The organism is Haemophilus haemolyticus M19501 (assembly GCF_000222025.1).
Classification (GTDB): Bacteria; Pseudomonadota; Gammaproteobacteria; order Enterobacterales; family Pasteurellaceae; genus Haemophilus; species Haemophilus haemolyticus_G.
Window position 1 is genome coordinate 149,922 of record NZ_AFQO01000003.1, and the last position, 24,923, is coordinate 174,844.

At 38.2% G+C, this 24,923-nt stretch carries 22 protein-coding genes; 13 read left to right on the forward strand and 9 right to left on the reverse strand.

What is annotated here, in order from left to right; all coding sequences use genetic code 11:
- Window positions 1-40 precede the first annotated feature (40 nt).
- The 4 genes from mreD to GG9_RS07255 all read right to left on the reverse strand — a co-directional run bounded on the left by mreD (window position 41) and on the right by GG9_RS07255 (window position 4,632).
- Window positions 41-529 (reverse strand): rod shape-determining protein MreD, encoded by a 489-nt coding sequence (gene mreD / locus GG9_RS07270; RefSeq protein WP_005630267.1) that lies wholly within the window; start codon window positions 527-529, stop codon window positions 41-43.
- On the reverse strand, window positions 529-1,584 hold the full coding sequence (gene mreC / locus GG9_RS07265) for a rod shape-determining protein MreC (protein WP_005630269.1): 1,056 nt from the start codon (window positions 1,582-1,584) through the stop codon (window positions 529-531). The genes mreD and mreC overlap by 1 nt, the downstream gene beginning before the upstream one ends.
- An 80-nt stretch (window positions 1,585-1,664) precedes the next feature.
- Window positions 1,665-2,720: a rod shape-determining protein gene (locus tag GG9_RS07260; protein ID WP_005630272.1), complete on the reverse strand. Its 1,056-nt coding sequence runs from the start codon at window positions 2,718-2,720 to the stop codon at window positions 1,665-1,667.
- Window positions 2,721-2,853: 133 nt separating this feature from the next.
- Window positions 2,854-4,632: an ABC transporter ATP-binding protein/permease gene (locus GG9_RS07255; protein WP_005630274.1), complete on the reverse strand. Its 1,779-nt coding sequence runs from the start codon at window positions 4,630-4,632 to the stop codon at window positions 2,854-2,856.
- Between the two features lie 204 nt (window positions 4,633-4,836).
- On the opposite strand from GG9_RS07255, the gene GG9_RS07250 reads away from it, so the two are divergent.
- The 11 genes from GG9_RS07250 (at window position 4,837) to miaB (ending at window position 16,273) form a co-directional block, all read left to right on the forward strand.
- Window positions 4,837-6,492 (forward strand): putative transporter, encoded by a 1,656-nt coding sequence (locus tag GG9_RS07250; protein WP_005630276.1) that lies wholly within the window; start codon window positions 4,837-4,839, stop codon window positions 6,490-6,492.
- Window positions 6,493-6,617: 125 nt separating this feature from the next.
- Window positions 6,618-6,926 carry a ribosome silencing factor gene (gene rsfS, locus GG9_RS07245; protein WP_005630278.1) on the forward strand — a complete coding sequence of 103 codons (309 nt, stop codon included), beginning with the start codon at window positions 6,618-6,620 and terminating at the stop codon, window positions 6,924-6,926.
- A gap of 53 nt (window positions 6,927-6,979) precedes the next feature.
- A complete protein-coding gene (gene rlmH, locus GG9_RS07240) occupies window positions 6,980-7,447 on the forward strand; it encodes a 23S rRNA (pseudouridine(1915)-N(3))-methyltransferase RlmH (RefSeq protein ID WP_005630280.1) in 468 nt (155 codons plus the stop codon).
- 21 nt (window positions 7,448-7,468) lie between these two features.
- Window positions 7,469-9,424 carry a penicillin-binding protein 2 gene (mrdA, locus tag GG9_RS07235; protein ID WP_005630282.1) on the forward strand — a complete coding sequence of 652 codons (1,956 nt, stop codon included), beginning with the start codon at window positions 7,469-7,471 and terminating at the stop codon, window positions 9,422-9,424.
- Complete coding sequence (gene rodA, locus GG9_RS07230) at window positions 9,414-10,529, forward strand: rod shape-determining protein RodA (RefSeq protein ID WP_005630284.1); 1,116 nt, start codon at window positions 9,414-9,416, stop codon at window positions 10,527-10,529. The genes mrdA and rodA overlap by 11 nt, the downstream gene beginning before the upstream one ends.
- Before the next feature lie 52 nt (window positions 10,530-10,581).
- Window positions 10,582-11,445 (forward strand): septal ring lytic transglycosylase RlpA family protein, encoded by an 864-nt coding sequence (locus GG9_RS07225; protein WP_005630286.1) that lies wholly within the window; start codon window positions 10,582-10,584, stop codon window positions 11,443-11,445.
- A 15-nt stretch (window positions 11,446-11,460) separates the two neighbouring features.
- Window positions 11,461-12,642 carry a D-alanyl-D-alanine carboxypeptidase family protein gene (locus tag GG9_RS07220; RefSeq protein WP_005630287.1) on the forward strand — a complete coding sequence of 394 codons (1,182 nt, stop codon included), beginning with the start codon at window positions 11,461-11,463 and terminating at the stop codon, window positions 12,640-12,642.
- A 103-nt stretch (window positions 12,643-12,745) separates the two neighbouring features.
- Entirely contained in the window at window positions 12,746-13,024 is a 279-nt protein-coding gene (gene ybeD / locus GG9_RS07215; protein WP_006995721.1) for a DUF493 family protein YbeD, read from the forward strand.
- 1 nt (window position 13,025) lies between these two features.
- The gene (gene lipB / locus GG9_RS07210) at window positions 13,026-13,664 is read left to right on the forward strand and encodes a lipoyl(octanoyl) transferase LipB (RefSeq protein WP_005630291.1); all 639 of its coding nucleotides are present in this window, start codon (window positions 13,026-13,028) and stop codon (window positions 13,662-13,664) included.
- 51 nt (window positions 13,665-13,715) lie between these two features.
- On the forward strand, window positions 13,716-14,678 hold the full coding sequence (gene lipA, locus GG9_RS07205) for a lipoyl synthase (protein WP_032825029.1): 963 nt from the start codon (window positions 13,716-13,718) through the stop codon (window positions 14,676-14,678).
- 170 nt (window positions 14,679-14,848) lie between these two features.
- Complete coding sequence (gene miaB / locus GG9_RS07200) at window positions 14,849-16,273, forward strand: tRNA (N6-isopentenyl adenosine(37)-C2)-methylthiotransferase MiaB (RefSeq protein WP_005630294.1); 1,425 nt, start codon at window positions 14,849-14,851, stop codon at window positions 16,271-16,273.
- Window positions 16,274-16,342: 69 nt separating this feature from the next.
- On the opposite strand, the gene ung is transcribed toward miaB, so the two are convergent.
- Window positions 16,343-17,002, reverse strand: a complete 660-nt coding sequence (gene ung / locus GG9_RS07195) for a uracil-DNA glycosylase (protein ID WP_005630296.1) — start codon at window positions 17,000-17,002, stop codon at window positions 16,343-16,345.
- Between the two features lie 268 nt (window positions 17,003-17,270).
- Here ung and grcA point away from each other — a divergent pair, with 268 nt between their 5' ends.
- Entirely contained in the window at window positions 17,271-17,654 is a 384-nt protein-coding gene (gene grcA, locus GG9_RS07190) for an autonomous glycyl radical cofactor GrcA (RefSeq protein WP_005628746.1), read from the forward strand.
- Between the two features lie 81 nt (window positions 17,655-17,735).
- Here the strand turns inward: grcA and GG9_RS07185 are convergent, their stop codons facing one another.
- The 4 genes from GG9_RS07185 to GG9_RS07170 form a co-directional block, all read right to left on the reverse strand.
- Window positions 17,736-18,752 carry a fimbrial protein gene (locus GG9_RS07185; RefSeq protein ID WP_237702618.1) on the reverse strand — a complete coding sequence of 339 codons (1,017 nt, stop codon included), beginning with the start codon at window positions 18,750-18,752 and terminating at the stop codon, window positions 17,736-17,738.
- A 122-nt stretch (window positions 18,753-18,874) separates the two neighbouring features.
- On the reverse strand, window positions 18,875-21,370 hold the full coding sequence (locus tag GG9_RS07180) for a fimbria/pilus outer membrane usher protein (protein WP_005630301.1): 2,496 nt from the start codon (window positions 21,368-21,370) through the stop codon (window positions 18,875-18,877).
- Window positions 21,371-21,439: 69 nt separating this feature from the next.
- The gene (locus GG9_RS07175) at window positions 21,440-22,135 is read right to left on the reverse strand and encodes a fimbrial biogenesis chaperone (protein ID WP_005630304.1); all 696 of its coding nucleotides are present in this window, start codon (window positions 22,133-22,135) and stop codon (window positions 21,440-21,442) included.
- A gap of 67 nt (window positions 22,136-22,202) precedes the next feature.
- A complete protein-coding gene (locus GG9_RS07170; protein ID WP_005630306.1) occupies window positions 22,203-22,817 on the reverse strand; it encodes a fimbrial protein in 615 nt (204 codons plus the stop codon).
- Between the two features lie 305 nt (window positions 22,818-23,122).
- Here GG9_RS07170 and lepA point away from each other — a divergent pair, with 305 nt between their 5' ends.
- Complete coding sequence (gene lepA / locus GG9_RS07165; protein WP_005630308.1) at window positions 23,123-24,919, forward strand: translation elongation factor 4; 1,797 nt, start codon at window positions 23,123-23,125, stop codon at window positions 24,917-24,919.
- Window positions 24,920-24,923 lie beyond the last annotated feature (4 nt).

Below are 24,923 nucleotides of genomic sequence, written 5' to 3' on the forward strand. Positions count from 1 at the left end.
CTCGTAAGTCATGAAAAAGAGAGATATTTATCTCTCTTTTTTAATGTAATTTAACTTTTCGGCGCATTTTACGCATTAATAAAAATACCCATGGCCACAGTATTCCCGACGCTAAAGCCCCAAAGATTTCTTGCCAGTTAAAAAATGCGGTATGCAGGGAGAATTCGACTAAAAAAATAGCTAATCTGACAATAAATACAAACGCAATCACTAAAAGGCTTTGAAACCAAAGCGATAAATTTCTGAGTACGAGATAGTTTTTTGCCACAAAATAAATTGTCACAGAAAGGACCAGGGCATGAATACCCAATGTGGAACCTAGGATTAAATCCCATACAAGCCCTAATAAAAATGCCCACCCAATACTGACTTTATTTGGAATAGCCAGAACCCAGTAAAGTAAAACGAGAACTAACCAAGCAGGCTTAAATGCTTGAAAACCAAGTGGCCAGGGTGCGAGTTCTAGCACTAATGCTACGACAAAGAAGATTAAAATTGTGAGCCATTGTAAAATAAAGCGAGTTTGCATTAATCTTCTTCCCTATGTTCTTGTTGTTCTGACGGTACAGCTTCTTCATTTTGCGGTGCATCGGTTGGAATTTCAGGTTCAACCGTTGATTTATCCTTATTTTCTTGAAGATTATCGTCTGTTAACGGGGCTTTTTTTACTTTGTAATCAGCTTCATTCGCTTGGCTTTCTAAACGTTTTTGCACTAAATTACGCACTTCTTCTGGAGACATAGATTTTACTTTAGACATATCTAAATTGCTTGGCCAAAGCAGCAATACATAGCGTAAGCGTTCAAGGGCTGCGAGAGGTTTGGCTTTGACCGTCGCAAAGTAATTGGAACCATCGCGTGACACGCTTTGTACAACCGCTACTGGATAGCCTTCAAGGAAACGGCCACCAAGACCAGACGTTACAAGTAAGTCGCCTTTTTCGATATCCACAGAACGAGGTACATTATCAAGAGTTAGCTCATCAGTATGCCCGGTTCCACTTGCAATGACGCGAACATCGTTACGTAGAACTTGTACTGGAATAGAATGGGTGACATCAGTTAAGAGTAATACTCGGCTCGTGTTCTCTCCCACAGAAATAATTTGGCCAATGACGCCTTTTTCATCAATTACAGGCTGACCAACATAAGCTCCGTCTTTTTCCCCTTGGTTAATAACAATTTGTTGACGATAAATATCTGTTTCTGCAGTTAAAATTTCCGCAATCTTTTTGTATTCATCTGTGCGTAAAGGGGAGTTTAACAATAAACGTAAACGCTGATTCTCGACTTTGAGTTGATCTAGTAAGAGTAAATCGGCATTTTTTTCACGTAATTGTTCGCGTAATACTTTATTTTCGATTTGTAATTTACTGGTATCGACTAAATTATCTGATACCCCATCTAATACTGTACGAGGGCTATTGGCAAGATAATAGAGACCACCCACTGCGGTTTCCATAGCGCTGCGAGCTTTAGTCATTGAATTAGTTTGACCATCAGCTAAGATTAAAGAAAAGGAAGCTGCTACAGCTAATAATAATCGAATGCCAAGCGGGGGGGCTTTACCGAAAATAGGCTTCATTAAGCGTCCTACGTTGAGATAAAAAGATTAAAAGGAAAAGTGCGGTCATTTTTAACCGCACTTTTTATTTTTGGTCTAAATTAAATTTCGTCACTAAAAATGTCGCCACCGTGCATATCGATCATTTCTAATGCCTCACCACCACCGCGAGCAACACAGGTTAATGGATCTTCTGCGATAATGACTGGAACGCCAGACTCTTTAGAGAGAAGGGTATCAATATTACGCAATAGTGCACCACCACCAGTTAACACCATACCTCGTTCAAAAATATCAGCTGCGTGCTCTGGTTGACATTCCTCAAGAGCAGTACGAACAGCGGTTACAATACCATTTAATGGCTGTTGAATAGCTTCTAAAACATCACGTGAGGTTAAGGTGAATGAACGAGGTGCGCCTTCAGCAAGATTGTGACCATGCACTTCCATTTCTTTAATTTCATCACCTTCTTGAATGTAGGCTGTACCGATTTCTTGTTTAATGCGTTCAGCAGTAGGTTCACCGATAACAGAACCAAAAGTGCGGCGAACATAAGAAATGATCGCTTCATCAAAACGGTCACCACCGATACGAACTGAAGAAGAATATACGATACCGTTTAAGGAAATAACAGCGACTTCAGTTGTACCGCCACCGATATCAATTACCATAGAACCAACTGCAGTGGAAACAGGTAATTTAGCGCCGATTGCGGCTGCCATTGGTTCTTCAATTAAATATACTTCACGCGCACCAGCACCGATTGCGGATTCTTTAATTGCACGACGTTCTACTTGTGTTGCACCAGCAGGCACACAGACAAGTACACGAGGGCTTGGACGCATAAAATTACCGCTGTGAACTTGTTTGATAAAGTATTGCAACATTTTTTCTGTAACAAAGAAGTCTGCGATTACGCCATCTTTCATTGGGCGAATGGCAGCGATGCTTTTTGGCGTACGTCCAAGCATTAATTTCGCTTCTTTACCTACCGCCGCAATACTTTTTAATGTGCCAACACGATCTTGGCGAATCGCGACAACAGAAGGTTCATCTAAGACAATACCTTGACCTTTGACATAAATTAAGGTGTTAGCTGTACCCAAGTCGATAGAAAGATCGTTGGAGAAAAGTCCACGTATTTTTTTAAATAACATAATTATTCCATTTTAAAATCAGAGTTAATTTTGCTTGGCTGAAAAAGTGAAATTATCTCATCGCCAAGCACGCAAAAAATTGTGCTAAATGTACCAAAAAATGTGTTGAAATTACAGTTGTTTTTCGTGTTTTTTACGTTAGTTGCCACTGGCCTTTATCTTGCAGAGTCAGTTGTTGCTGATGTAAAGCTTTCAGCGTTGAACGGTGGCCAACACTGATTAGCGTAGTTTTTGGTAGCTCTTGTTTTAATAGTTGATACATCGAAAATTCTAAACCTTCATCCATACTAGCCGTGGCTTCATCTAAGAAGGCTACGGCAGGTTTGTGTAGAATCAAACGCGCAAATGCTAAACGCTGCTGTTCGCCAAGAGAAAGAATACGTGTCCAATCCTGTTCTTTGTCTAATTGTTCAGCTAAATGACCTAATTGAACTTTATTGAGTATTTCAATGGCTTGATTATGTGAAATGTTGTCGGATTTATTTGGATAAGCTAATGCTGACATTAAATTTCCTTGTGGCACATATGGCTTTTGTGACAAGAAAAGCTGATTGTGCGTAGGGCAATTTATTTCCCCCTCAGCGTAGCTCCAAAGCCCAGCAATGGTGCGTAAAAGCGTGGTTTTTCCTGCCCCAGATTTTCCTTGAATAAGCAAACTTGTTCCTTGCGGTAAGGTAATGTTTAGATTTTTAATTAGTATATGACCTAATGGATTTTGAATACTTAGATTTTTGAAAATCACATCTGTTGGATGATTGTGGATCTGTGTTTGTGATTTATTATTTACTTTTTCAATGGCATAACTGAACCCAGTTAAACGATCCAGCGTTGCTTTATAGCTTGCAAAATTATCATAAGTATTGCGGAAGAATGAAAGATTTGCGTGTAACTGACCAAATACTTGTAAAGTTTGCATTAAATCACCGAGTTTTATTTGTTTTTCAAAGTAACGCCCAACTTGAATTAACAATGGAAAAACAACAGAAATTTGACTTACAACTAAGTTAAATCCTGAAAATTTTAGCGTTCTAAATACGATTACCCACATGTTATGGATGACAGCATTGAATTGTTGGTAAAGCTGATTTTTTTCTACCTTTTCACCTGCATAAAAAGCAATGCTTTCGGCATATTCTTTTATGCGAATTAAAGAATAACGGTAGTTTGCGTTTAAGCGTTCATTAATAAAATTCAACGATATTAATGGGCGACCGAGCCAGAATGCAATGAGGGTGGTGACAATGACATAGCCAAATACTAAGAACACCATCATATGTGGGATTTCCACGCCAAGTACCATCATTGGACCCGCTAATCCCCATAACAAAATCGTGTAAGAGATCATCGAGGTTACCGCATCAATGACGCCAGTGCTTAAAGAAAGTGTGTTTTTTACATAAGATTGGACATCTTGTTGAATACGTTGATCGGGATTATCAAGATTTTCTGATAAATATTGTGTTTTGTAATAGGCTCGATGTGCCATCCATTTATCTACAAATTGTTCGTTGAGCCATTCAATCCAGTTAATGGTAAAACGTTGCTCTAAATAATAGCTTACTAATGCCGCAGAAACAGAACTTGCCGCGATGACACAGAACAAGCCCATTTGTTGCCAAAATACATGTTCATTAAATTCTTGTAATGAGGTGTACATATTTTTGTACCACTCAGAATGTACAAGGCTGATGCGCACGCTAAGTAGCGTCATTGCAACAATGAGAAGAAAGAATAGGATAGGTTTAACGCTGCGTTTAGGTGAAAGATAGCCACCTGCAAATATCCAAAATTGTTTTCCCCATTGGGTAAAACGCACCAAAAGAAAAATGCCAAAACTAAAGACGATAGAGGTGATGGCTAGCGTTTGTAAAATCCAAATAAGAGAAGTAATGGCTTCTTGGCCGTAATCCATAATATTCCATCCGAGCTAAAAGTGCGGTGAAAAATAACCGCACCCTTTGTAAAAGGGTCAAAAATTTTCGGTATTGTAGAGTCTATGTTCAATTTCGCAAGAAAAAATGTGACGAACGTATCATTTTTTGAGTTTGGTTAAGGTTTTCAAAAAACAACTTGGATATAATCCGAAGGAGTTAAATTTCATTTTTAAGGGGTCAATATGAGTGATATTGCAATCACGATTAGTCTTCTTGCCCTTGTTGCCGTAATAGGTTTATGGATCGGGCATTGGAAGATCCGCGGCGTTGGATTGGGCATTGGTGGCGTGCTGTTTGGCGGCATTATTGTGGCGCATTTCACTAATCAATATGGTTTGCAACTGGATGCGCATACACTGCATTTTGTGCAAGAATTTGGTTTGATTTTATTTGTTTATACTATTGGTATTCAGGTGGGACCTGGCTTTTTTTCTTCTTTGCGAAAATCAGGTTTAAAGCTAAATGCCTTTGCCATTTTGATTATTGTGCTGGGTTCAATTGCCGTGGTTCTTGTACATAAAATTGCGGATGTTCCTCTGGATATTGCTTTAGGTATTTATTCTGGTGCTGTTACTAATACACCTGCATTGGGGGCTGGGCAGCAAATTCTGGCAGAATTAGGGGTACCTCAAACCACTGTAACTATGGGGATGTCTTATGCAATGGCTTATCCATTCGGTATTTGCGGTATTTTGCTTGCAATGTGGTTAATCCGCTTATTTTTTAAAGTTAAAGTGGACGATGAAGCGGCACGTTTTAATGTGGAGAGCGGTCAAGAAAAAGAAAGTTTACATAATGTTTCTTTAAAAGTGACGAACCAAAATTTAGATGGTCTGATGTTAATTCAAATTCCAGGATTTAGTGATGAAGAAGTCGTATGTTCACGTTTAAAACGCGATGATATGGAAATCGTTCCAAAGGCAAGTACTGAGATTCGTACCAACGATATTTTACAACTAGTTGGGGATGATAATTCGCTTGCCAAAATGCGTTTGATTATCGGGCACGAAGTTGATGCACCAACCGTTGCCTATAGTGGCGAAATTCGTTCCGAGAGAGTGGTAGTGACGAACGAAAAAGTCTTAGGTAAAAAGATCCGCACGTTGGGGATTCATCAAAAATATGGGGTTGTGATTTCACGTTTAAATCGTGCAGGTATTGAGCTAGTTCCAACGGGAAATACCACATTGCAATTTGGCGATGTGCTACATATGGTCGGACGCAGTGATGTACTAAATCAAGCCATTTCAGTCATTGGCAATGCACAACAAAAATTGCTTCAAGTGCAAATGTTACCAGTGTTTATCGGCATTGGTTTAGGTGTGCTTGTCGGCTCGATTCCATTTTATATTCCAGGGTTCCCTGTCGCATTAAAATTAGGGCTTGCCGGTGGGCCATTGGTGGTTGCGTTGATCTTAGCGAGAATTGGCACGATTGGTAAACTTTACTGGTTTATGCCACCTAGTGCTAACTTGGCATTGCGTGAAATAGGGATTGTTCTTTTCTTGGCTGTGGTCGGTTTAAAATCAGGTGGAAGTTTCTTTGATACCTTGTTGAATGGCTCAGGTCTTGAATGGATGGGATATGGTATTTTTATCACCTTTATTCCATTAATGATTACCGGTGTTTTGGCTCGTCTATATGGCAAACTGAATTACCTTACAATCTGTGGTTTACTTGCCGGTTCAATGACAGATCCTCCTGCTTTAGCATTTGCTAATGAAATTAAAGAAGATAACGGTGCAGCTGCACTTTCTTACGCAACTGTGTATCCATTGGTGATGTTCTTGCGGATAATGTCACCGCAGTTATTGGCAGTGTTATTGTGGGCGGCATAGCCAAAATAAGTTCAATTTATACAAACAAAAGCGCGGTTAATTTCGCGCTTATTTTTTGCGTGGATTTTGCGCGAGAAGGTATTCAATGATAGAATTTCGCACTTTTATTGCGAAGCGAGAACAAAATGGCACTAGTTGAATTTTTGATGGAAACCTTAGATGGGTTAAAGGGAACAGATATTGTTCATTTTGATGTACGTGGAAAATCATCGATTACGGATAATATGATTATTTGCACGTGTACATCGAGCCGCCAAGTTTCTGCAATGGCAGATAATTTAATTACAGAATGTAAAAAAGCAGGTTTTGAAACTTTTGGTGAAGAAGGTAAAAATACTGCAGATTGGATAGTGGTGGATCTTGGTCAAGCGATCGTACATATCATGCAACGTGACGCGCGTGAAATGTATCAATTAGAGAAACTTTGGGCGTAAATTTTAGTAAAGTGCGGTGAAAAATAACCGCACTTTTTAGATAAGGATGACTTGTGAAAATCACGTTAATTGCTGTCGGAACAAAAATGCCTTCTTGGGTTACAACGGGTTTTGAGGAATATCAACGCCGTTTCCCAAAAGATATGCCTTTTGAACTGATTGAAATCCCGGCAGGAAAGCGTGGAAAAAATGCTGATATTAAACGTATTTTAGAGCAAGAAGGCAAAGCAATGTTAGCTGCTTGTGGAAAAGGCAAAGTTATGACGTTAGATATTCCAGGTAAACCTTGGACCACACCGCAGTTAGCTGAGCAACTAGAAGCGTGGAAAAACGATGGCCGTGATGTATGTTTGTTGATCGGTGGTCCTGAGGGCCTTTCACCTGAATGTAAAGCAGCCGCAGAGCAAAGTTGGTCGCTTTCTCCCTTGACATTACCTCATCCGCTTGTTCGTGTTGTGGTGGCTGAAAGTTTATATCGAGCGTGGTCCCTCACGACTAATCATCCTTATCACCGAGAATAGTAAATCCTCATTTTTACTCAGATGAATTTAAAAAGATTCTTCAATACACCAACTCATGAACCGTTTCGCGATAAAAAAGCGGAGCGTAACCTTTTTGCACGTCGAACTTTAGTGGCTTTTTTGGGGATTTTGCTACTAACAGGCGTGTTATTCACCAATATTTATCAGCTACAGATTGTTAATTTCGATACTTACCAAACTCGTTCTAATGGTAACCGAATTAAATTATTACCTTTACCTCCAACGCGAGGCTTAATCTATGATCGTTACGGTAAATTATTAGCCGAAAATCTTACTTTTTTTGGTTTATACATTGTGCCAGAAAAAACCGAAAATTTAGACCGCACGTTAGATGAATTACGCTACATTGTGGGATTGACGGATAACGATATTGAAAATTTTAAAAAGGAACGTCGCCGCGGAACGCGTTATGCACCGATTTTATTAAAGCCGAATTTAACAGAAGAACAAATCGCACGTTTTGCAGTGAGTGGCTATCAATATCCGAGTTTAGATGTACGTCCTTATTTCAAACGTTATTATTTATATGGTGAAATTATGACTCACATTTTAGGTTATGTGGGCAAAATCAACGATAAAGACCTTGAACGTTTGAAAAAAGATGAAAAATTTGCCAATTATTCTGGTAGCAATGATATGGGCAAATTGGGGATTGAACGCTATTACGAAGATGAGTTACATGGCACCACAGGTTTTGAAGAAGTAGAAATCAACAACCGTGGTAAAGTTATTCGTAAGTTACGTGAACAACCTTCTGTAGCAGGAAAAAGTATTTATCTTACTATCGATTTAGAGTTGCAGCGTTACATCACAGATCTTTTGGCTGGGCAAAAAGGTGCAATTGTTGTATTGGATCCGAAAGATAGTGGTGTGCTGGCTATGGTGTCCACGCCAAGTTATGACAATAATTTGTTTGTTGATGGTATTTCGTCAGAAGATTATAAGCGTCTATTAAATGATCCTGCTCGTCCGCTTTATAGTCGTGCGACCCAAGGTGTGTATCCTCCTGCTTCTACGGTGAAACCTTTTATTGCAGTGGCTGCACAAACTGAGAATGTGATTAGCCAAAATACGACGATTTTTGACCCAGGCTATTGGGTATTGCCAAATACGACTAAGCGATTCCGAGATTGGAAAAAGAGCGGTCATGGTTATACAGATTTAAATAAAGCAATTACAGAATCATCCGATACTTATTTTTACCAAGTCGCTCATAGTATGGGAATTGATCGTCTTTCTGATTGGATGAAACGATTCGGCTTTGGTATGCCAACTGGGATTGAAATTCAAGAGGAAACGGCAGCCAATATGCCAACGCGCGAATGGAAACAAAAACGTTATAAACGTCCTTGGGTACAAGGCGATACTATTTCTGTGGGAATTGGCCAAGGTTATTGGACGGCAACCCCGTTACAAGTAGCAAAAGCGACAACGATATTGGTCAATAATGGCAAAGTAAATACACCGCATTTGATGAAAGCAATTGAAGTATCTACATTAAAACCTTATGAAGATCCTTTGCTTTATCCTGATATTACAGAGGCTAAACAAAGCTACTGGGATGCAGCGAAACGCGGTATGTACAATGTTGTTAATGCTGCAAATGGAAGTGGGCGAAAAGCCTTTGCAGATGCCAATTATCGTGTTGCAGGGAAATCTGGTACTGCTCAAGTATTTAGTTTAAAAGAAAATGAAAAATACAATGCGGCGGGATTGAAAAAAGAACTGCATGATCACGCATGGTTTACCGCATATGCGCCTTATGAAGATCCTAGATTGGTTGTGACAGTTATTTTAGAGAATGCGGGTGGTGGTTCAAGTAATGCCGCACCATTAGCGCGTAAAGTGATGGATTACTATTTAAATCAGCGTTTACCACAAGTTGAAAAATATAATGCAACCATTCAGCAAAAAGAAGATTTACCACAAGAGAGCGAGCAAATAAATGGAAGATAAAATTCCTTTCTGGTTGCGCGCATGGCAACGTTTGCATATTGATTTTTGGCTTTTTATCGGCTTAGTTGCAATAACAGCCTATGGCATGCTTGTGCTTTATAGTGCCACTGGTGCGAGTGAAACCATGTTTAACAACCGGATTATTCAGGTTTTTCTTGGATTTACTGTTATGCTCGTCATGGCACAATTTCCACCTAAATTCTATCAACGCATTGCGCCTTATCTTTATCTGATAGGCTTTATCATGTTGATTTTAGTGGATGCAATTGGAACAACCAGTAAAGGTGCACAGCGTTGGCTTGATCTTGGATTTATTCGTTTTCAGCCATCTGAAATTGTAAAGCTTGCAGTGCCATTAATGGTCGCTGTGTATTTAGGTAATCGTCCACTTCCACCTAAATTAAGTGAAACATTTATTGCGATTGCAATGATTATGATTCCGACTTTACTTGTGGCTATACAACCAGATTTAGGCACATCAATTTTGGTAAGTGCATCAGGTTTATTTGTAGTATTTTTAGCGGGAATGAGTTGGTGGTTGATTTTAGCTGCAGTGATTGGTTTAGCTGGATTTATTCCGATCATGTGGCTATATCTAATGCACGATTATCAACGCACTCGCGTTCTCACATTATTGGACCCAGAAAAAGATCCTCTCGGTGCTGGTTATCATATTTTACAATCAAAGATTGCGATTGGTTCTGGTGGACTTTGGGGAAAAGGCTGGATGCAGGGTACGCAATCTCAGCTTGAATTCTTACCTGAACCTCATACAGATTTTATTTTTGCTGTAATGAGTGAAGAACATGGAATGGTTGGTTTTCTTATTTTGATCTCCATTTACATGTTTATTATTGTACGTGGTTTGATTATTGCCGTGAACGCTCAAACCTCTTTTGGGCGAATTCTTGCTGGTGCAACGACGTTAATTTTCTTTGTTTATGTGTTTGTTAACATAGGCATGGTAAGTGGTATTTTGCCTGTAGTGGGAGTACCATTACCTTTATTCAGCTATGGTGGAACGTCTTACGTTGCTATTATGGCTGCTTTTGGCTTGGTGATGTCAGTTCATACACATCAAGTAAAATTTATGAAAGGGAACTAATTTCATTTTTACTTTTCTTAAAAGGGTAAATAAATGAAAATAGTCAACGCTTATGAAATTAAAAACATTATTAAATCTGACCGCACTTGCTTTGTTTGCTATAATTACTAGCTTTTCAGCCCATGCGGACACTCACAAAATGTATGGTATCCAAGGGGATAAACTTTCGATTATAACCAAAGTACCTTCTCCTAGTACTTATTCTGTGAAAGGGCAAACTTATACGACAAAAACTGAAGATGATGCTAAATCCTATACTAAAGAAGGGATGGCTAGTTACTATCATCTCAAATTTAATGGGCGTAGAACTGCAAGTGGTGATGTTTATAATTCAACACAATTTACTGCAGCACATAAAACATTGCCAATAAATTCTTATGCTTTGGTGACTAATTTACATAACAATCGTAAAGTTATCGTACGTATTAATGATCGTGGACCTTTTAGTGATAAACGTTTAATTGACCTTTCTCATGCAGCGGCGAAAGAAATTGGATTAATTTCTCGCGGTATGGGACATGTTAGAATTGAGGCGTTGCACGTTGCCAAAAATGGGAATTTATCAGGTGCAGCCACAAAAACACTGGCTAAACAAGCAAAAACTCAAGAAGCTGCCGATCGTTTAGTATTAAAATCTAATACGCTTTTTGATAACGCATCTAAGTCAATAAATGCTCTAAAAGGAACCGAATTTTACCGTTTGAAAATGCTTGAATTAACCTCTCGTAGCCAAGCAAATAAGTTAATTACGCAACTTGCGTTAGCGAATATTCAAACTGAAGTAAATCGCTCGGGAAATAAATATGAAATTCACATAGGGCCCTTTGATAATAAAGCACAAATGGCACAAGTGAGAGCTAAATTACAAAAAATGGCAGTAAACAAGCCACTAATTGTTTACACATATAAAAATTAATTGTAGGAACACACTATGTTGAAAAGAACAACAAAAATCGCATTTTTATCAAGTTTTGTAGCACTTAGTGCTTTTTCGGTAGCTGCCGAGGATATCCAGTTTGGCGTAACTCCACCACAAATTACTGCTCAAACTTATGTATTGATGGATTACAATTCTGGCGCAATTTTAGCCGCGCTTAATCCTGATGAGCGTCAATATCCTGCATCCTTAACTAAAATGATGACGAGTTATGTGGTAGGGAGCGCTTTAAAACAGGGCAAAATTCACAATACCGATATGGTAACCATTGATGAGAGTGCATGGGGGCGTAATTTCCCAGATTCATCAAAAATGTTTTTAGATTTAAATACACAAGTATCTGTAGCAGATTTGAATCGTGGTGTGATTGTTGTTTCTGGTAATGATGCGACTGTGGCATTAGCTGAACATATTTCTGGCAATGTACCGAATTTCGTAGAAACAATGAATAAATATGTTCAACAATTTGGTTTGAAAAACACGAATTTCACCACGCCGCATGGTTTAGACGATCCAAATCAATATTCTTCCGCGCGTGATATGGCAATTATTGGTGCGCATATTATTCGTGATTTACCTGAAGAATATAAAATTTACTCAGAAAAAGATTTTACATTTAACAAAATCAAACAACCTAACCGTAATGGACTATTATGGGATAAAACCATTAATGTTGATGGAATGAAAACTGGGCATACTAGTCAAGCAGGATATAACTTAGTCGCTTCAGCCACTACACCAAACAATATGCGTTTAATTTCTGTAGTAATGGGTGTGCCAACTTACAAAGGTCGTGAAGTAGAAAGTAAGAAACTTTTACAATGGGGGTTTGCTAATTTCGAAACATTTAAAACTTTAGAGGCTGGCAAAGAAATTTCAGAACAACCTGTTTATTACGGTAATAAAGGTAGTGTGAAATTAGGCTCGTTACAAGATAGCTTTATTACTGTTCCGAAAGGTAAACAAAATGAGCTTAAAGCGCGCTATGAGTTAGAAAGTAAAAACTTACAAGCGCCTTTAGCAAAAGGCCAAGTCGTAGGTAAAGTCATTTATCAATTAGAAGGTAAAGATATTGCAGCGGTAAACTTACAAGTGATGGATGAGGTGGGCGAAGCGGGTATTTTCGGAAAAGCTTGGGATTGGCTCGTGCTCACTGTAAAAGGCTTATTTGCATAAAATATGTCAGAAATTTACCGCACTTTCTTCATTTTTAACTGAGGCATTCGTAATGTGTGGGTGGTGTGCCATCAACACATCATTTTTATTATTGGGAAATAATATGACAACAGAAAACGATTACGCAAAACTTAAAGAATTAATGGAATTTCCAGCAAAAATGACCTTTAAAGTCGCAGGGATTAATCGCGAGGGGTTAGCGCAAGATCTAATTCAAGTCGTTCAAAAATATATTAAAGGCGATTATATTCCTAAGGAAAAACGGAGTAGTAAAGGTACCTATAATTCGGTTTCAATCGACATTATTGCTGAAAACTTTGAGCAAGTAGAAACACTTTATAAAGAACTTGCTAAAGTTGAAGGCGTAAAAATGGTTATTTAGTATGAACAATTCCCTTATCGTTCGTCAGTTAGGATTGCAAGATTATCAAGAAATTTGGCATAAAATGCAGAATTTTACAGATAGTCGCACCGCGGAAACGCGAGACGAAATTTGGTTGGTGCAACATCCTCCTGTATTTACCCAAGGGCAAGCAGGTAAACCAGAGCATCTTTTACAACGTAGTGAAATACCTGTGGTGCAGTCGGATCGTGGTGGGCAAATAACCTATCATGCACCCGGTCAGCAAGTGATGTATGTGCTCATTGATATTAAGCGTCATGAGAATTTAAATGTACGTCAATTAGTTACCGCACTTGAACAAACGGTGGTAAAAACTTTAGCTGAATATGGTATTGAAAGTTATCCAAAACCTGATGCGCCAGGCGTGTATGTGGATGGAAAAAAGATTTGTTCTCTTGGACTGCGTATTCGTCGTGGGTGTTCTTTTCATGGGTTAGCATTGAATATCAATATGGATCTTAATCCATTTCATTATATTAATCCATGCGGCTATGCTGGTCTTGAAATGTGTCAATTAGCGGATTTTGTTAATCAAGATGAAGCTAATTGCGATAAGGTTTCACCAAAATTAATTAGACACTTTGCCGAGCTTTTAGGCTATAATGTAACAAATTTGTAATATTTAATGATCAAAAATGCCCTGTTTGGGCATTTTTATTTAGGAACGCTTATGTCAACGCCTTTCAAAATGGAGCGCGGTGTAAAATATCGCGATGCGGCAAAAACGTCGATTATTCCAGTAAAAAATATTGATCCAAACCAAGAGCTATTGAAAAAGCCGGAATGGATGAAAATTAAACTTCCAGCAAATTCACTTAAAATTGAAAGCATCAAAAATGGAATGCGTCGCCATGGTTTGCATTCCGTTTGTGAAGAAGCATCTTGTCCAAATTTACACGAATGTTTTAATCATGGAACAGCAACTTTTATGATTTTAGGCGCAATTTGCACGCGCCGTTGTCCGTTCTGTGATGTTGCGCATGGGAAACCATTACCGCCCGATCCTGAAGAGCCACAAAAATTGGCAGAAACGATTCAAGATATGAAACTTAAATATGTGGTGATTACATCGGTGGATCGTGATGATTTGCCAGATCGTGGCGCGGGTCATTTTGCAGAATGTGTAAAAGCTGTGCGTAAACTTAATCCTGACATTAAGATTGAAATTTTAGTGCCTGATTTCCGTGGTCGCATTACACAGGCATTGGAAAAATTAAAAGATAATCCGCCAGATGTCTTTAACCATAATTTAGAAAACGTGCCGCGCCTATATAAAGAGATTCGTCCTGGAGCAGATTACGAATGGTCACTTAAATTATTGCGTGAATTTAAAGAAATGTTCCCGAATATCCCAACTAAATCAGGTTTAATGGTGGGATTAGGCGAAACTAACGAGGAAATTTTACAAGTCATGCAAGATTTACGTGATAACGGTGTGACAATGCTTACGTTGGGGCAATATCTTCAACCTAGCCGCCATCATTTGCCTGTTGCGCGTTATGTTCCGCCAGCTGAATTTGATGAATTCCGTGAAAAAGCCAATGCAATGGGCTTTGAACATGCGGCTTGTGGGCCATTTGTTCGCTCTTCTTATCATGCTGATTTACAAGCCAGTGGCGGATTGGTGAAATAATTTAAAACTGCTCTGAATTAAACCGCACTTTTTGCTTGTCACGAAAGTGCGGTTTATTTTTGATGTTTTTTTTCACCGAATATTTACTAGCCAGAATTATTGCAAGCCTGTAAAATAGCCGACCGCTTTATTCGACTAATTATTTATAACACCTGACGATATTGTAGAAAATGACTCAAAAATTACATATTAAAACTTGGGGCTGCCAGATGAATGAATACGATTCATCTAAAATGGCAGATCTTTTATTAAGTACTCATGGACTAGAACTTACTGAAATTCCTGAAGAAGCAGACGTATTATTATTGAATACCTGTTCTATTCGTGAAAAAGCACAAGAAAAAGTGTTCCACCAGCTTGGTCGTTGGAAAGAATTAAAGAAAAATAATCCAAATTTAGTGATTGGTGTGGGCGGCTGTGTAGCTTCTCAAGAAGGGGAACATATTCGCCATCGTGCGCCTTATGTAGATATTATTTTTGGTCCACAAACTTTGCACCGCCTGCCTGAAATGATTAACCAAATTCGTGGTGGTAAGAGTTCTGTTGTAGATGTAAGTTTCCCTGAAATTGAGAAATTTGACCGCTTACCTGAACCTCGTGCAGAAGGTCCAACAGCATTTGTTTCGATTATGGAAGGCTGCAATAAATACTGTACTTTCTGTGTTGTACCTTATACACGCGGTGAAGAAGTCAGCCGTCCTGTGGATGATGTCTTATTTGAAATTGCGCAGCTTGCGGATCAAGGTGTGCGTGAGGTCAATCTACTTGGTCAAAACGTGAATGCTTATCGTGGACCGACACATGATGGTCAAATTTGTAGCTTTGCTGAGTTGCTTCGTCTTGTCGCATCAATTGATGGTATTGACCGTTTACGTTTTACAACCAGCCATCCAATAGAATTTACAGATGATATTATTGATGTATATCGTGATACGCCTGAATTGGTGAGTTTCTTACATCTTCCAGTCCAAGCAGGTTCTGACCGTGTATTAACGATGATGAAACGTGGTCATACAGCATTAGAATATAAATCTATTATTCGTAAACTTCGTGCTGTGCGCCCAGATATTCAAATCAGCTCAGACTTTATTGTTGGTTTCCCGGGTGAAACTGCAGAAGATTTTGAGCAAACTATGAATTTGATTGCACAAGTGAACTTTGATATGAGTTTCAGTTTTGTGTACTCAGCCCGACCAGGTACGCCTGCTGCAGATATGCCAGATGATGTAACAGAAGATGAAAAGAAACAACGTCTTTATGTGTTACAAGAGCGTATTAATCAACAAGCTGCACAGTTTAGCCGTCGTATGCTTGGCACCGAACAACGAGTATTAGTTGAAGGGCCATCGAAGAAAGACATTATGGAATTGACGGGACGTACTGAAACGAATCGTATTGTCAATTTCCAGGGTTCTCCAGAAATGATCGGTAAATTTGTGGATGTGAAAATCACTGATGTTTATACCAATTCTCTACGTGGTGAAGTAGTGCGTACTGAAGATGAAATGGGATTACGTATTGCGCAATCTCCACAAGAAGTGATGAATCGCACACGTAAAGAAGATGAATTAGGTGTAGGGCGTTACCACGGCTAATTGAAATTTTGAAATATTTAACCGCACTTTGAGAAATTAAAGTGTGGTTATTTTTTTAGGGGATATGGTTTAGATTTGCCAATCTATCGGTTTTATTCCGTGGCTTTCCAAATATGAATTTGTTTTGGAAAAATGATGACAGCCAAAGAAACCTCGATGGGCTGAAAGTGGGGATGGGTGTGGAGCCGTTAAAACAAGATGACGAGTGCGGTCAATAATTTGCCCTTTTTTTTGTGCGTGACTGCCCCAAAGTAAAAAAACCAGTTTTTCACGATGTTCATTAAGTGCTGCAATAACACGATCAGTAAACGTTTCCCAGCCGAAATTAGCATGTGAATGTGCCATACCACGTTCTACGGTAAGCACTGTGTTGAGCAGTAATACCCCTTGTTCAGCCCATTTGACTAAATAACCATGAGATGGCATTTGGAATCCTGAAATATCTTGTGTGAGTTCTTTATACATATTTAATAGGGAAGGGGGAATGGCGACTTCAGGTTTTACTGAAAAAGCCAATCCATGAGCTTGGTTTGGTCCATGGTAGGGATCCTGACCTAAAATCACCACTTTTACATCTTCAAAAGCGGTATATTTAAATGCGTTAAATACATCTTCTTGTGGGGGATAAATCGTTTTCCCGCTTGCTCTTGCAAGATGAACCTGTTGTAGTGCGTGTTGAAAGTAAGGTTGTTCTTTTTCTTTTCCGATAACATCAGTCCAAGTTTTCATTATTTTGATCCTATTAATAAATTTGCTCTTATTATAAACAAAAAGCTTAAGGCAATAAAAAGTTTAAAAGGTTAAATTAATGTTAAATTATTTTAGGTAAATAGCTATATAAATGAGTAAAGTTTAATTTAGATCAAGTTTGTAAAATTATCCTAAAAAGATAATCTGTTCTTTATCAAAAAAATCCAAAATAATTTGAAATTTTCAAATTATTTGATAAAATTTGTACAGTTTTTATGATTATTCCAATGCCAATTAGGAGGCTATTATGATTAAAGGTATTCAAATTACTCAAGCGGCAAATGACAATTTGCTTAATTCATTCTGGTTATTAGACAGCGAAAAAAATGAAGCGCGTTGCTTATGTGCAAAAGGCGAATTTGCTGAAGACCAAGTTGTTGCAGTGAGCGAATTAGGTCAAATCGAATACCGTGAATTACCAGTAAACGTCGCACCAACTGTTAAAGTTGAAGGTGGCCAACACTTAAACGTAAACGTATTACGTCGTGAAACTTTAGAAGATGCGGTAAATAACCCAGATAAATATCCACAATTAACTATCCGTGTTTCTGGTTACGCAGTACGTTTCAACTCTTTAACTCCAGAACAACAACGCGACGTTATCACTCGTACTTTCACTGAAAGCCTATAATTTCAGTTTGAATGAAAAAAGAAACCCCGAAGTCATTCGGGGTTTTGTTTTATCTAAAAGGTTAAAAATTTTGACCGCACTTTATTGATAGGAAAATGTATAAGTGGCAATTGCTTTTACTGTTCCGGGCTTCACATTTCCATCTGTATTGACATAATAAGCTCGGAATAAGACGGAAGGATTATTTTGAACGCCAGAAGAAAACTCCCATTGATTTTCTGTGCCTTTTGCGGAATTTTCAGGCCCATATTTTAAAGCGGGCGTATTCCAATTATTATAGAGTTTAATTCCGATACCTTTTGCGCTTGAATCCGCTGTTAAACTTAAAATATCACTCCGATTATTTACATTTGACTTATCGGTTAATGTGCTATAAACACGAATCCCACCCCATAAACCACTTCGCGATGAATTATCACAACGTAAACCAATTTCGAATTTACCGCCATAAACTTCATCTCCTTGAGTTGCGATACTACGTTGAGAAATAGTTGGCAATTTGAGCGTAATGTCTTTTGGCGTGGTTAAAACACAAGTATGGGGAATAACCTTAAATCTGAATGTGTTAAGATAAATTTCTGTAATTTTATTTCCTGTATATTCGCCATATTTGCTATCGGAACGGCGACGAGGTTCAATTTCGCCAATTTTTATACGAGGAATGGTATATTCCCCTGCGGGAGGTTGTTTTAGAAGAACAGGAATTACTTTAGCTGAGGCCCCTTGACTTGATGTTGTGCACCATCCATTAAACACTTTTTGCCAAGAATTACCATTAACAGCCACAGGGCTATTGGTATCGCCAGCATAGACTAAAATCCCAATATATTCATTCCCTATATCATAAATAGATTGATTATCTATGGTGCCAATAACAGGTAAAGTAGATATTGCATAAAGTTCTGTGCAAAAATTATCTCCATTGTTATGACCACGAACAAACTTATATTTTTCGCTATCGTTTGCAAAAAATGCGTTACCAAAATTATCAAACTTTCGCGGTAAGTCGTCAGCGGAGTAATGGCGTGAATATAAAGGAATGGTGCCATCTGCCATTTTTGCGCCTAATTCAAAGGGCGCAACGATATCATACTCCATACTAGAGCCTCTGTAGTGATAACCATCGCCATTAGGACGACGTTCAATTGATAGCGAGGGTAAAGTGTAACAACATAAGCCTGTTAGAAATATTATTTTTTTCCACATATGATTCTCAACTTTTATTTACATTCCACATCATAAATTTGCATTGTTTCTGATTCATTATCTAAATTGACTTGATAATCAAAATAACATTGCTCGTTTTTCCCTAATCCCCAAGAAACAGCAAGTGTACCTTTTGTTTTCGTTAAATTATTCGCAAAAAGAACACCACCTTGCCCAACATAGCCTACGAGATTTCCTTTATCATCTTTAGCTTCTGTTGCCATTGGTAGAATAACGCCTTTTGGCGTTGCCACATTAAATAGCACCATCGTCGTTTTTTGCGTATCAAAATTGACTAGATTGATGCTATTGGCGCGTGGCACGATTTGTTGTTCTGTTGAATCAAATTCTATATTTATTGGTAAATGGGTCGGATCAATACCAATATAGTTAATAGAATAAGGGGAGGTGTAAGGCACAATAGCATTACCGAAATAATCTAAAGTTTGCCCCATACCAGTTGCCGTAACTAACGCACCTTTTGCGCCTTTAGCGTGAATAATGGCAAAATTATCTCCTACTGTTTGCCCTAACGTCACACCATAAGAATGTGCAACAACAGAACCAGAGGCGGTCATTGAGACTTGACGATTGTGTTGATTATCTTGTCCTACAGAGAATTGATAATCGCCGACATCGGCTCGGTAACCTACATTCGCAGAAATAGAACGATTATTTTGATTATTGCTCGCGGCGGATAATGCGTAATTAAATTGATTATATTGACCTGTTGAACCGCTTACGCTACTTTGCGCATTGTTATAACGGCGATTATGTGTAAATGTTGAAGACACATATTGTTCGCCCAATGGAATAGAAAAGCTTAAATACAGGCTGTTATCGCGTGTTTTTCTTTCTTTATCAACTGATTGTGAAAAACCAATTTGATAATTTAATCGTTTCCAATTATTACTGTAAGAAAGTTGGTATTCATTACGTACCCCGCTTTTTCCCCAGTAACTATAAGTTGAACCAATTAAATAAAGTACACCCCATTTTTCGCCAAGATTTTGATTAATTGAAAGTTGATATTGATTCTTAGGGCGAGAAAATAGTGAATTTCTCAAGGCTTCATTGGCAAGATTATAGTCATTATTTTTCGCCCAAATGACATCTCTCAATGTATAGAAATCTTTTGAATAATAGCGATAAGCCGCTAAAGTTACATTTGTTTTAGTCGAAAGTACATTTACACTATAACTTGCGTGCAGGCTATAACCGTTTTTCTTTTCTCTCGTTTCATCAAATATGCTTTGTGCAAAGGTGGCATCTGCAGAAAATGCGCCAATTGGCGTATTTAGGCTTGCGCCTAGCAATTCTGCACGATAATTTTTATGTAATGTTATTCCGCTATTAATCGTGAAATTATTTAATAAACCATATTGCAATGTACTTTGTAATACATTATCTGGATATATTTCGGAACCATAACGATAACGACCGTAAGCAGTTTGATAACGAAATTGTCCCATTCTGATCAACGGTGCAATATTAGCAAATGGCACTGTGAATGTGCGTATTTGCCCATTTGATTCTGTAATTTCAACGACTAAATCACCACTATAGCCACTTGGATAAAGATCTGTAATCGTAAAAGCACCTGCAGGAACAGAAGTTTGATAAATAATTGAACCATTTTGACGAATTGTCACATTGGCATTACTATTCGCGACACCTTGAACAATAGGCGCGTAACCACGCATTGAGGAGGGGAGCATTCGATCATCTGAAGCCACTTTTAATCCACGTAAAGACATTCCCTCCATTAATTCGCCAGATGTATAGAAATCGCCTAATGTTACAAGCCCTCTAATAGCGGCAAAATCTTTTTGTAAATAAGTTTCTGTACTTTCATAGTGACTATTTTGGTTTTGATCTACTGACTTTTGCCAATTTTTAGAGCCAGAATGTCGTAATGCCCAACTGCCTATATTGGCTCCAGCACGAATACCAAGATAAGATTGCGCTAAGGTATTATTCCCATTGTTATAGCGATAATGGTTGGCATTGTAATTTAAGAAGACGGCAGGTTCGCCATCTTGCCAACGACTTGGAGAAATATAACCGCGTGGACGTTGCACGGTAAGAGCCTGAGGAATTTCCACGTTAAGACGTAAAAGTCCTGTATCAAATTCTGTTTTTACTTGTGAAATTGCTGTATTTATAGGCACGCATATTGAATTAGACGCAGATTGTAAAAAAGCTTTCGGTTGTAAATCTAAGATTTCCGCTAATTCAGGGGTTAAACAAAGTGAAATACCCTGTTCAGTATCATCAAAACGCAGTTGTAAATGCCCTTTGTTAATATTATTGACAAAAATTTCTGCGGGATAATGACCTGCTAAAACCGCATTTTTTTCATTAAAACGGCGAATATCCACCACGGGTGCATTTTCACTTTGTCGTAAAAAGCCTGCATCAAATTCATCATCTGCGTGAACATAAAATGACAGGCTAAAACATAAAGCGAGCCCGCAATAAATTGGATGTAATTGATATTTTTGTAGCATTATTAATGTTCTTATTTGATTAATTAGAAAAAAGTGCGGTGAAATTTTACTTAATTTTTAGCGATTGAATTAATGTAAAATTGATTCACCTTTTTGATCGCCACCATAATCATTTACGACAGTCCACTGAACTGTTTCATTCGCGCGCGCACCTTTAAATGGATAGGTTTGTTGTGAATAAGGCGCAACCATATCTACATTTTTCACTGATTTTCCATTGATTTTAATTTGATCGTAGGTAATAAAATAAGGCGTTGGGTTATCCACTCGCAAAGAAGAACCATCTGTTGAAAAATTCACTTTTTGATAAGCATCATTAATAGATATTGCTAATCCTGTTGGACGATAAAAAAATTTCAAGCGTGAACGGATGGCTAATTGTAAATAATTAGGGTTGATCGCTAATGATTCCGCTTTTGGTTTAGGAGGAATATCTAATAAATTAAAGTAAAAAATCGATTCTCGATCTTGGGGTAAGGCTTCAGTGCCAGTAAAGTTTACGCGTAAAGATTGCCCAGAATTGCCTTCTACTCGAACAATGGGCGGTGCAATGACAAAAGGCACTTTAGTTGAATTAGGACTGCTATTAATATCGCCTTTATCTAACCACGATTGCACCAATGCGGGAGAATCGCCTACATTACTTAATTGAATGGAAATATTTTTTTGTTCAGCAGGATAAATAATGCGTGTGCCAGTAATCACGACATTTGCTTGGGCAAAAAAAGGAAGTGCGGTTAAAAAGAGGAAGATTTTTTTTAGCATAGGATTACTCAATAGGAAACAGAAAAAATCGACTAACGCAGAAAGCGTTAGTCGGAGAAAAGAACGTTTATTTATAGATAATGTTATATTCAACTTTAGATTGAACGACACCAGGTTCAGCAGGAGCATCAACAGTAACATATTGTGCATAGTAAGTTAAATTAGCTGTAGCTGTTGTTGCTCCAGTATCATTTTTAAAATTAGACCAAGGATTATAGGGATCGTTTTCATGCCCTTGAACATCAACATTCTCACCCACTGCAATCACTTTACTGGTATCGGCGTGAGTTAATTGAATTTGTACATGTTCAGCTCGAGTTGTTCCACCAACAGTAGTCTGTGCAATATTTTTTAAATTATGTGTGTTAGGATCCACATATTGGCTATTTGGCAGAAAATAGGCACGAACGCCATCTGTGCCTCCTATTGCAGCTTGTTTACAACCCGTTAATTCAATGTTAAAACGCGTTAAACCTGCAACTGCACCAACTGATGCTAATTGTGTTTTATTGACTGTTGGTAGTTTTACTTCAAAATTACCACTGTTGTTACCGTTTTTAACGGTACAAGTTTGATCAACGACACGACCATTAAATGTGATGGTGCCATCTGCTGCGCCAAATGCACTTGAGATTCCGCCTAAACTAAAAAGTAAGCCTGCTGCTAACGTTAATTTTTTCATTATTTAATCCTTAGAATGGAAGTAATTATTTAAAGATCACATTTTTTTGTTATTTTGTGATCACGACTGTTTTTAAAATGTTAAAAACCTGCGCATAATACACTTAATGAGCAAAAAAAAAACGATTTCAGATTATTTTTTAATCAATCGATCTTTTTTATAGCATTTTGGGCGGGGAGTTATATGGAATTGAACCTTTTATTTTATAGATAGCTGACTTTTCCCTTTCATCCCTAGCGATTTCCGCACTTTTCAGGTACAATCCGCCAGTTAAATTTAATGATTTTTGAGAAAAACTATCTTTTATGAAGAATATTCGCAACTTTTCTATTATTGCCCATATTGACCACGGTAAATCGACGCTTTCTGACCGTTTGATTCAAACTTGTGGTGGACTTTCGGATCGTGAAATGGAAGCGCAAGTGCTAGATTCTATGGATCTTGAGCGTGAGCGTGGAATTACCATCAAAGCACAAAGTGTGACTTTAAATTATAAAGCCAAAGATGGCGAAACTTATCAATTAAACTTTATCGATACCCCAGGACACGTGGACTTTTCCTATGAAGTGTCTCGCTCTCTTGCTGCTTGTGAAGGGGCATTGTTAGTTGTGGATGCAGGACAAGGAGTCGAAGCCCAAACTCTGGCAAACTGTTATACCGCAATCGAAATGGATTTAGAAGTAGTGCCGATTTTGAATAAAATCGACTTGCCTGCCGCAGATCCTGAACGCGTAGCGGAAGAAATTGAAGATATTGTTGGAATTGATGCGATGGAAGCGGTTCGATGCTCTGCTAAAACGGGTGTAGGTATCGAAGATGTATTAGAAGAAATCGTGGCAAAAATTCCTGCACCAGAAGGTAATCCTAATGCGCCATTACAAGCATTGATTATTGATTCTTGGTTCGATAACTATTTGGGCGTGGTATCTTTAGTGCGTATTAAAAATGGGGTATTACGTAAAGGCGATAAAATTAAAGTGATGTCCACAGGGCAAACTTACAACGTAGATCGTTTAGGGATTTTTACGCCAAAACAAGAAGATACGACTGTTTTAGAATGTGGCGAAGTGGGTTGGGTTGTTTGTGCGATTAAAGATATTCTAGGTGCGCCAGTGGGCGATACCTTAACCCATCAACATAATTCTGCAACTGAAGTATTACCAGGCTTTAAAAAAGTAAAACCACAGGTTTATGCTGGGCTTTTTCCTGTAAGTTCTGATGATTATGAAGCGTTTCGTGATGCGCTTGGTAAATTAAGTTTAAACGATGCATCACTTTTCTATGAACCAGAAACTTCGACCGCACTTGGTTTTGGTTTCCGTTGTGGTTTCCTTGGGCTTCTACATATGGAAATCATTCAAGAGCGTCTAGAGCGTGAGTATGATTTAGATCTTATCACGACTGCTCCAACGGTAATTTACGAAGTGCAATTAACGAATGGGGAGGTTGTTTATGTGGATAGTCCTGCAAAATTGCCTCCACTTAATAATATTGCTGAAATTCGCGAGCCAATCGCAGAATGTAATATGTTAGTGCCGCAAGAATATTTAGGTAACGTTATTACCCTTTGCGTTGAAAAACGTGGTGTGCAAACCAATATGGTATATCACGGTAATCAGATCGCACTGACTTATGAAATTCCAATGGGAGAAGTGGTTCTAGACTTCTTTGACCGTTTAAAATCAACATCGCGTGGTTATGCTTCTTTAGATTACGGTTTTAAACGTTTCCAAGCTGCAGATATGGTTCGCGTGGATATTATGATTAACAGCGAACGAGTAGATGCGTTGGCTTTAATCGTTCATAAAGATAATGCACAATATCGTGGTCGTGAATTGGTTGAAAAAATGCGTGAGTTAATTCCTCGTCAGCAATTTGATATTGCTATTCAAGCAGCGATTGGAAACCACATTATTGCGCGTTCAACCGTAAAACAATTACGTAAAAACGTATTAGCAAAATGTTATGGTGGCGACGTGAGCCGTAAGAAAAAACTCTTACAGAAACAGAAAGAGGGTAAAAAACGTATGAAGTCTTTAGGTAATGTAGAAGTACCGCAGGAAGCGTTTTTAGCAATTTTACACGTAGGAAAAGATAAATAAGGAA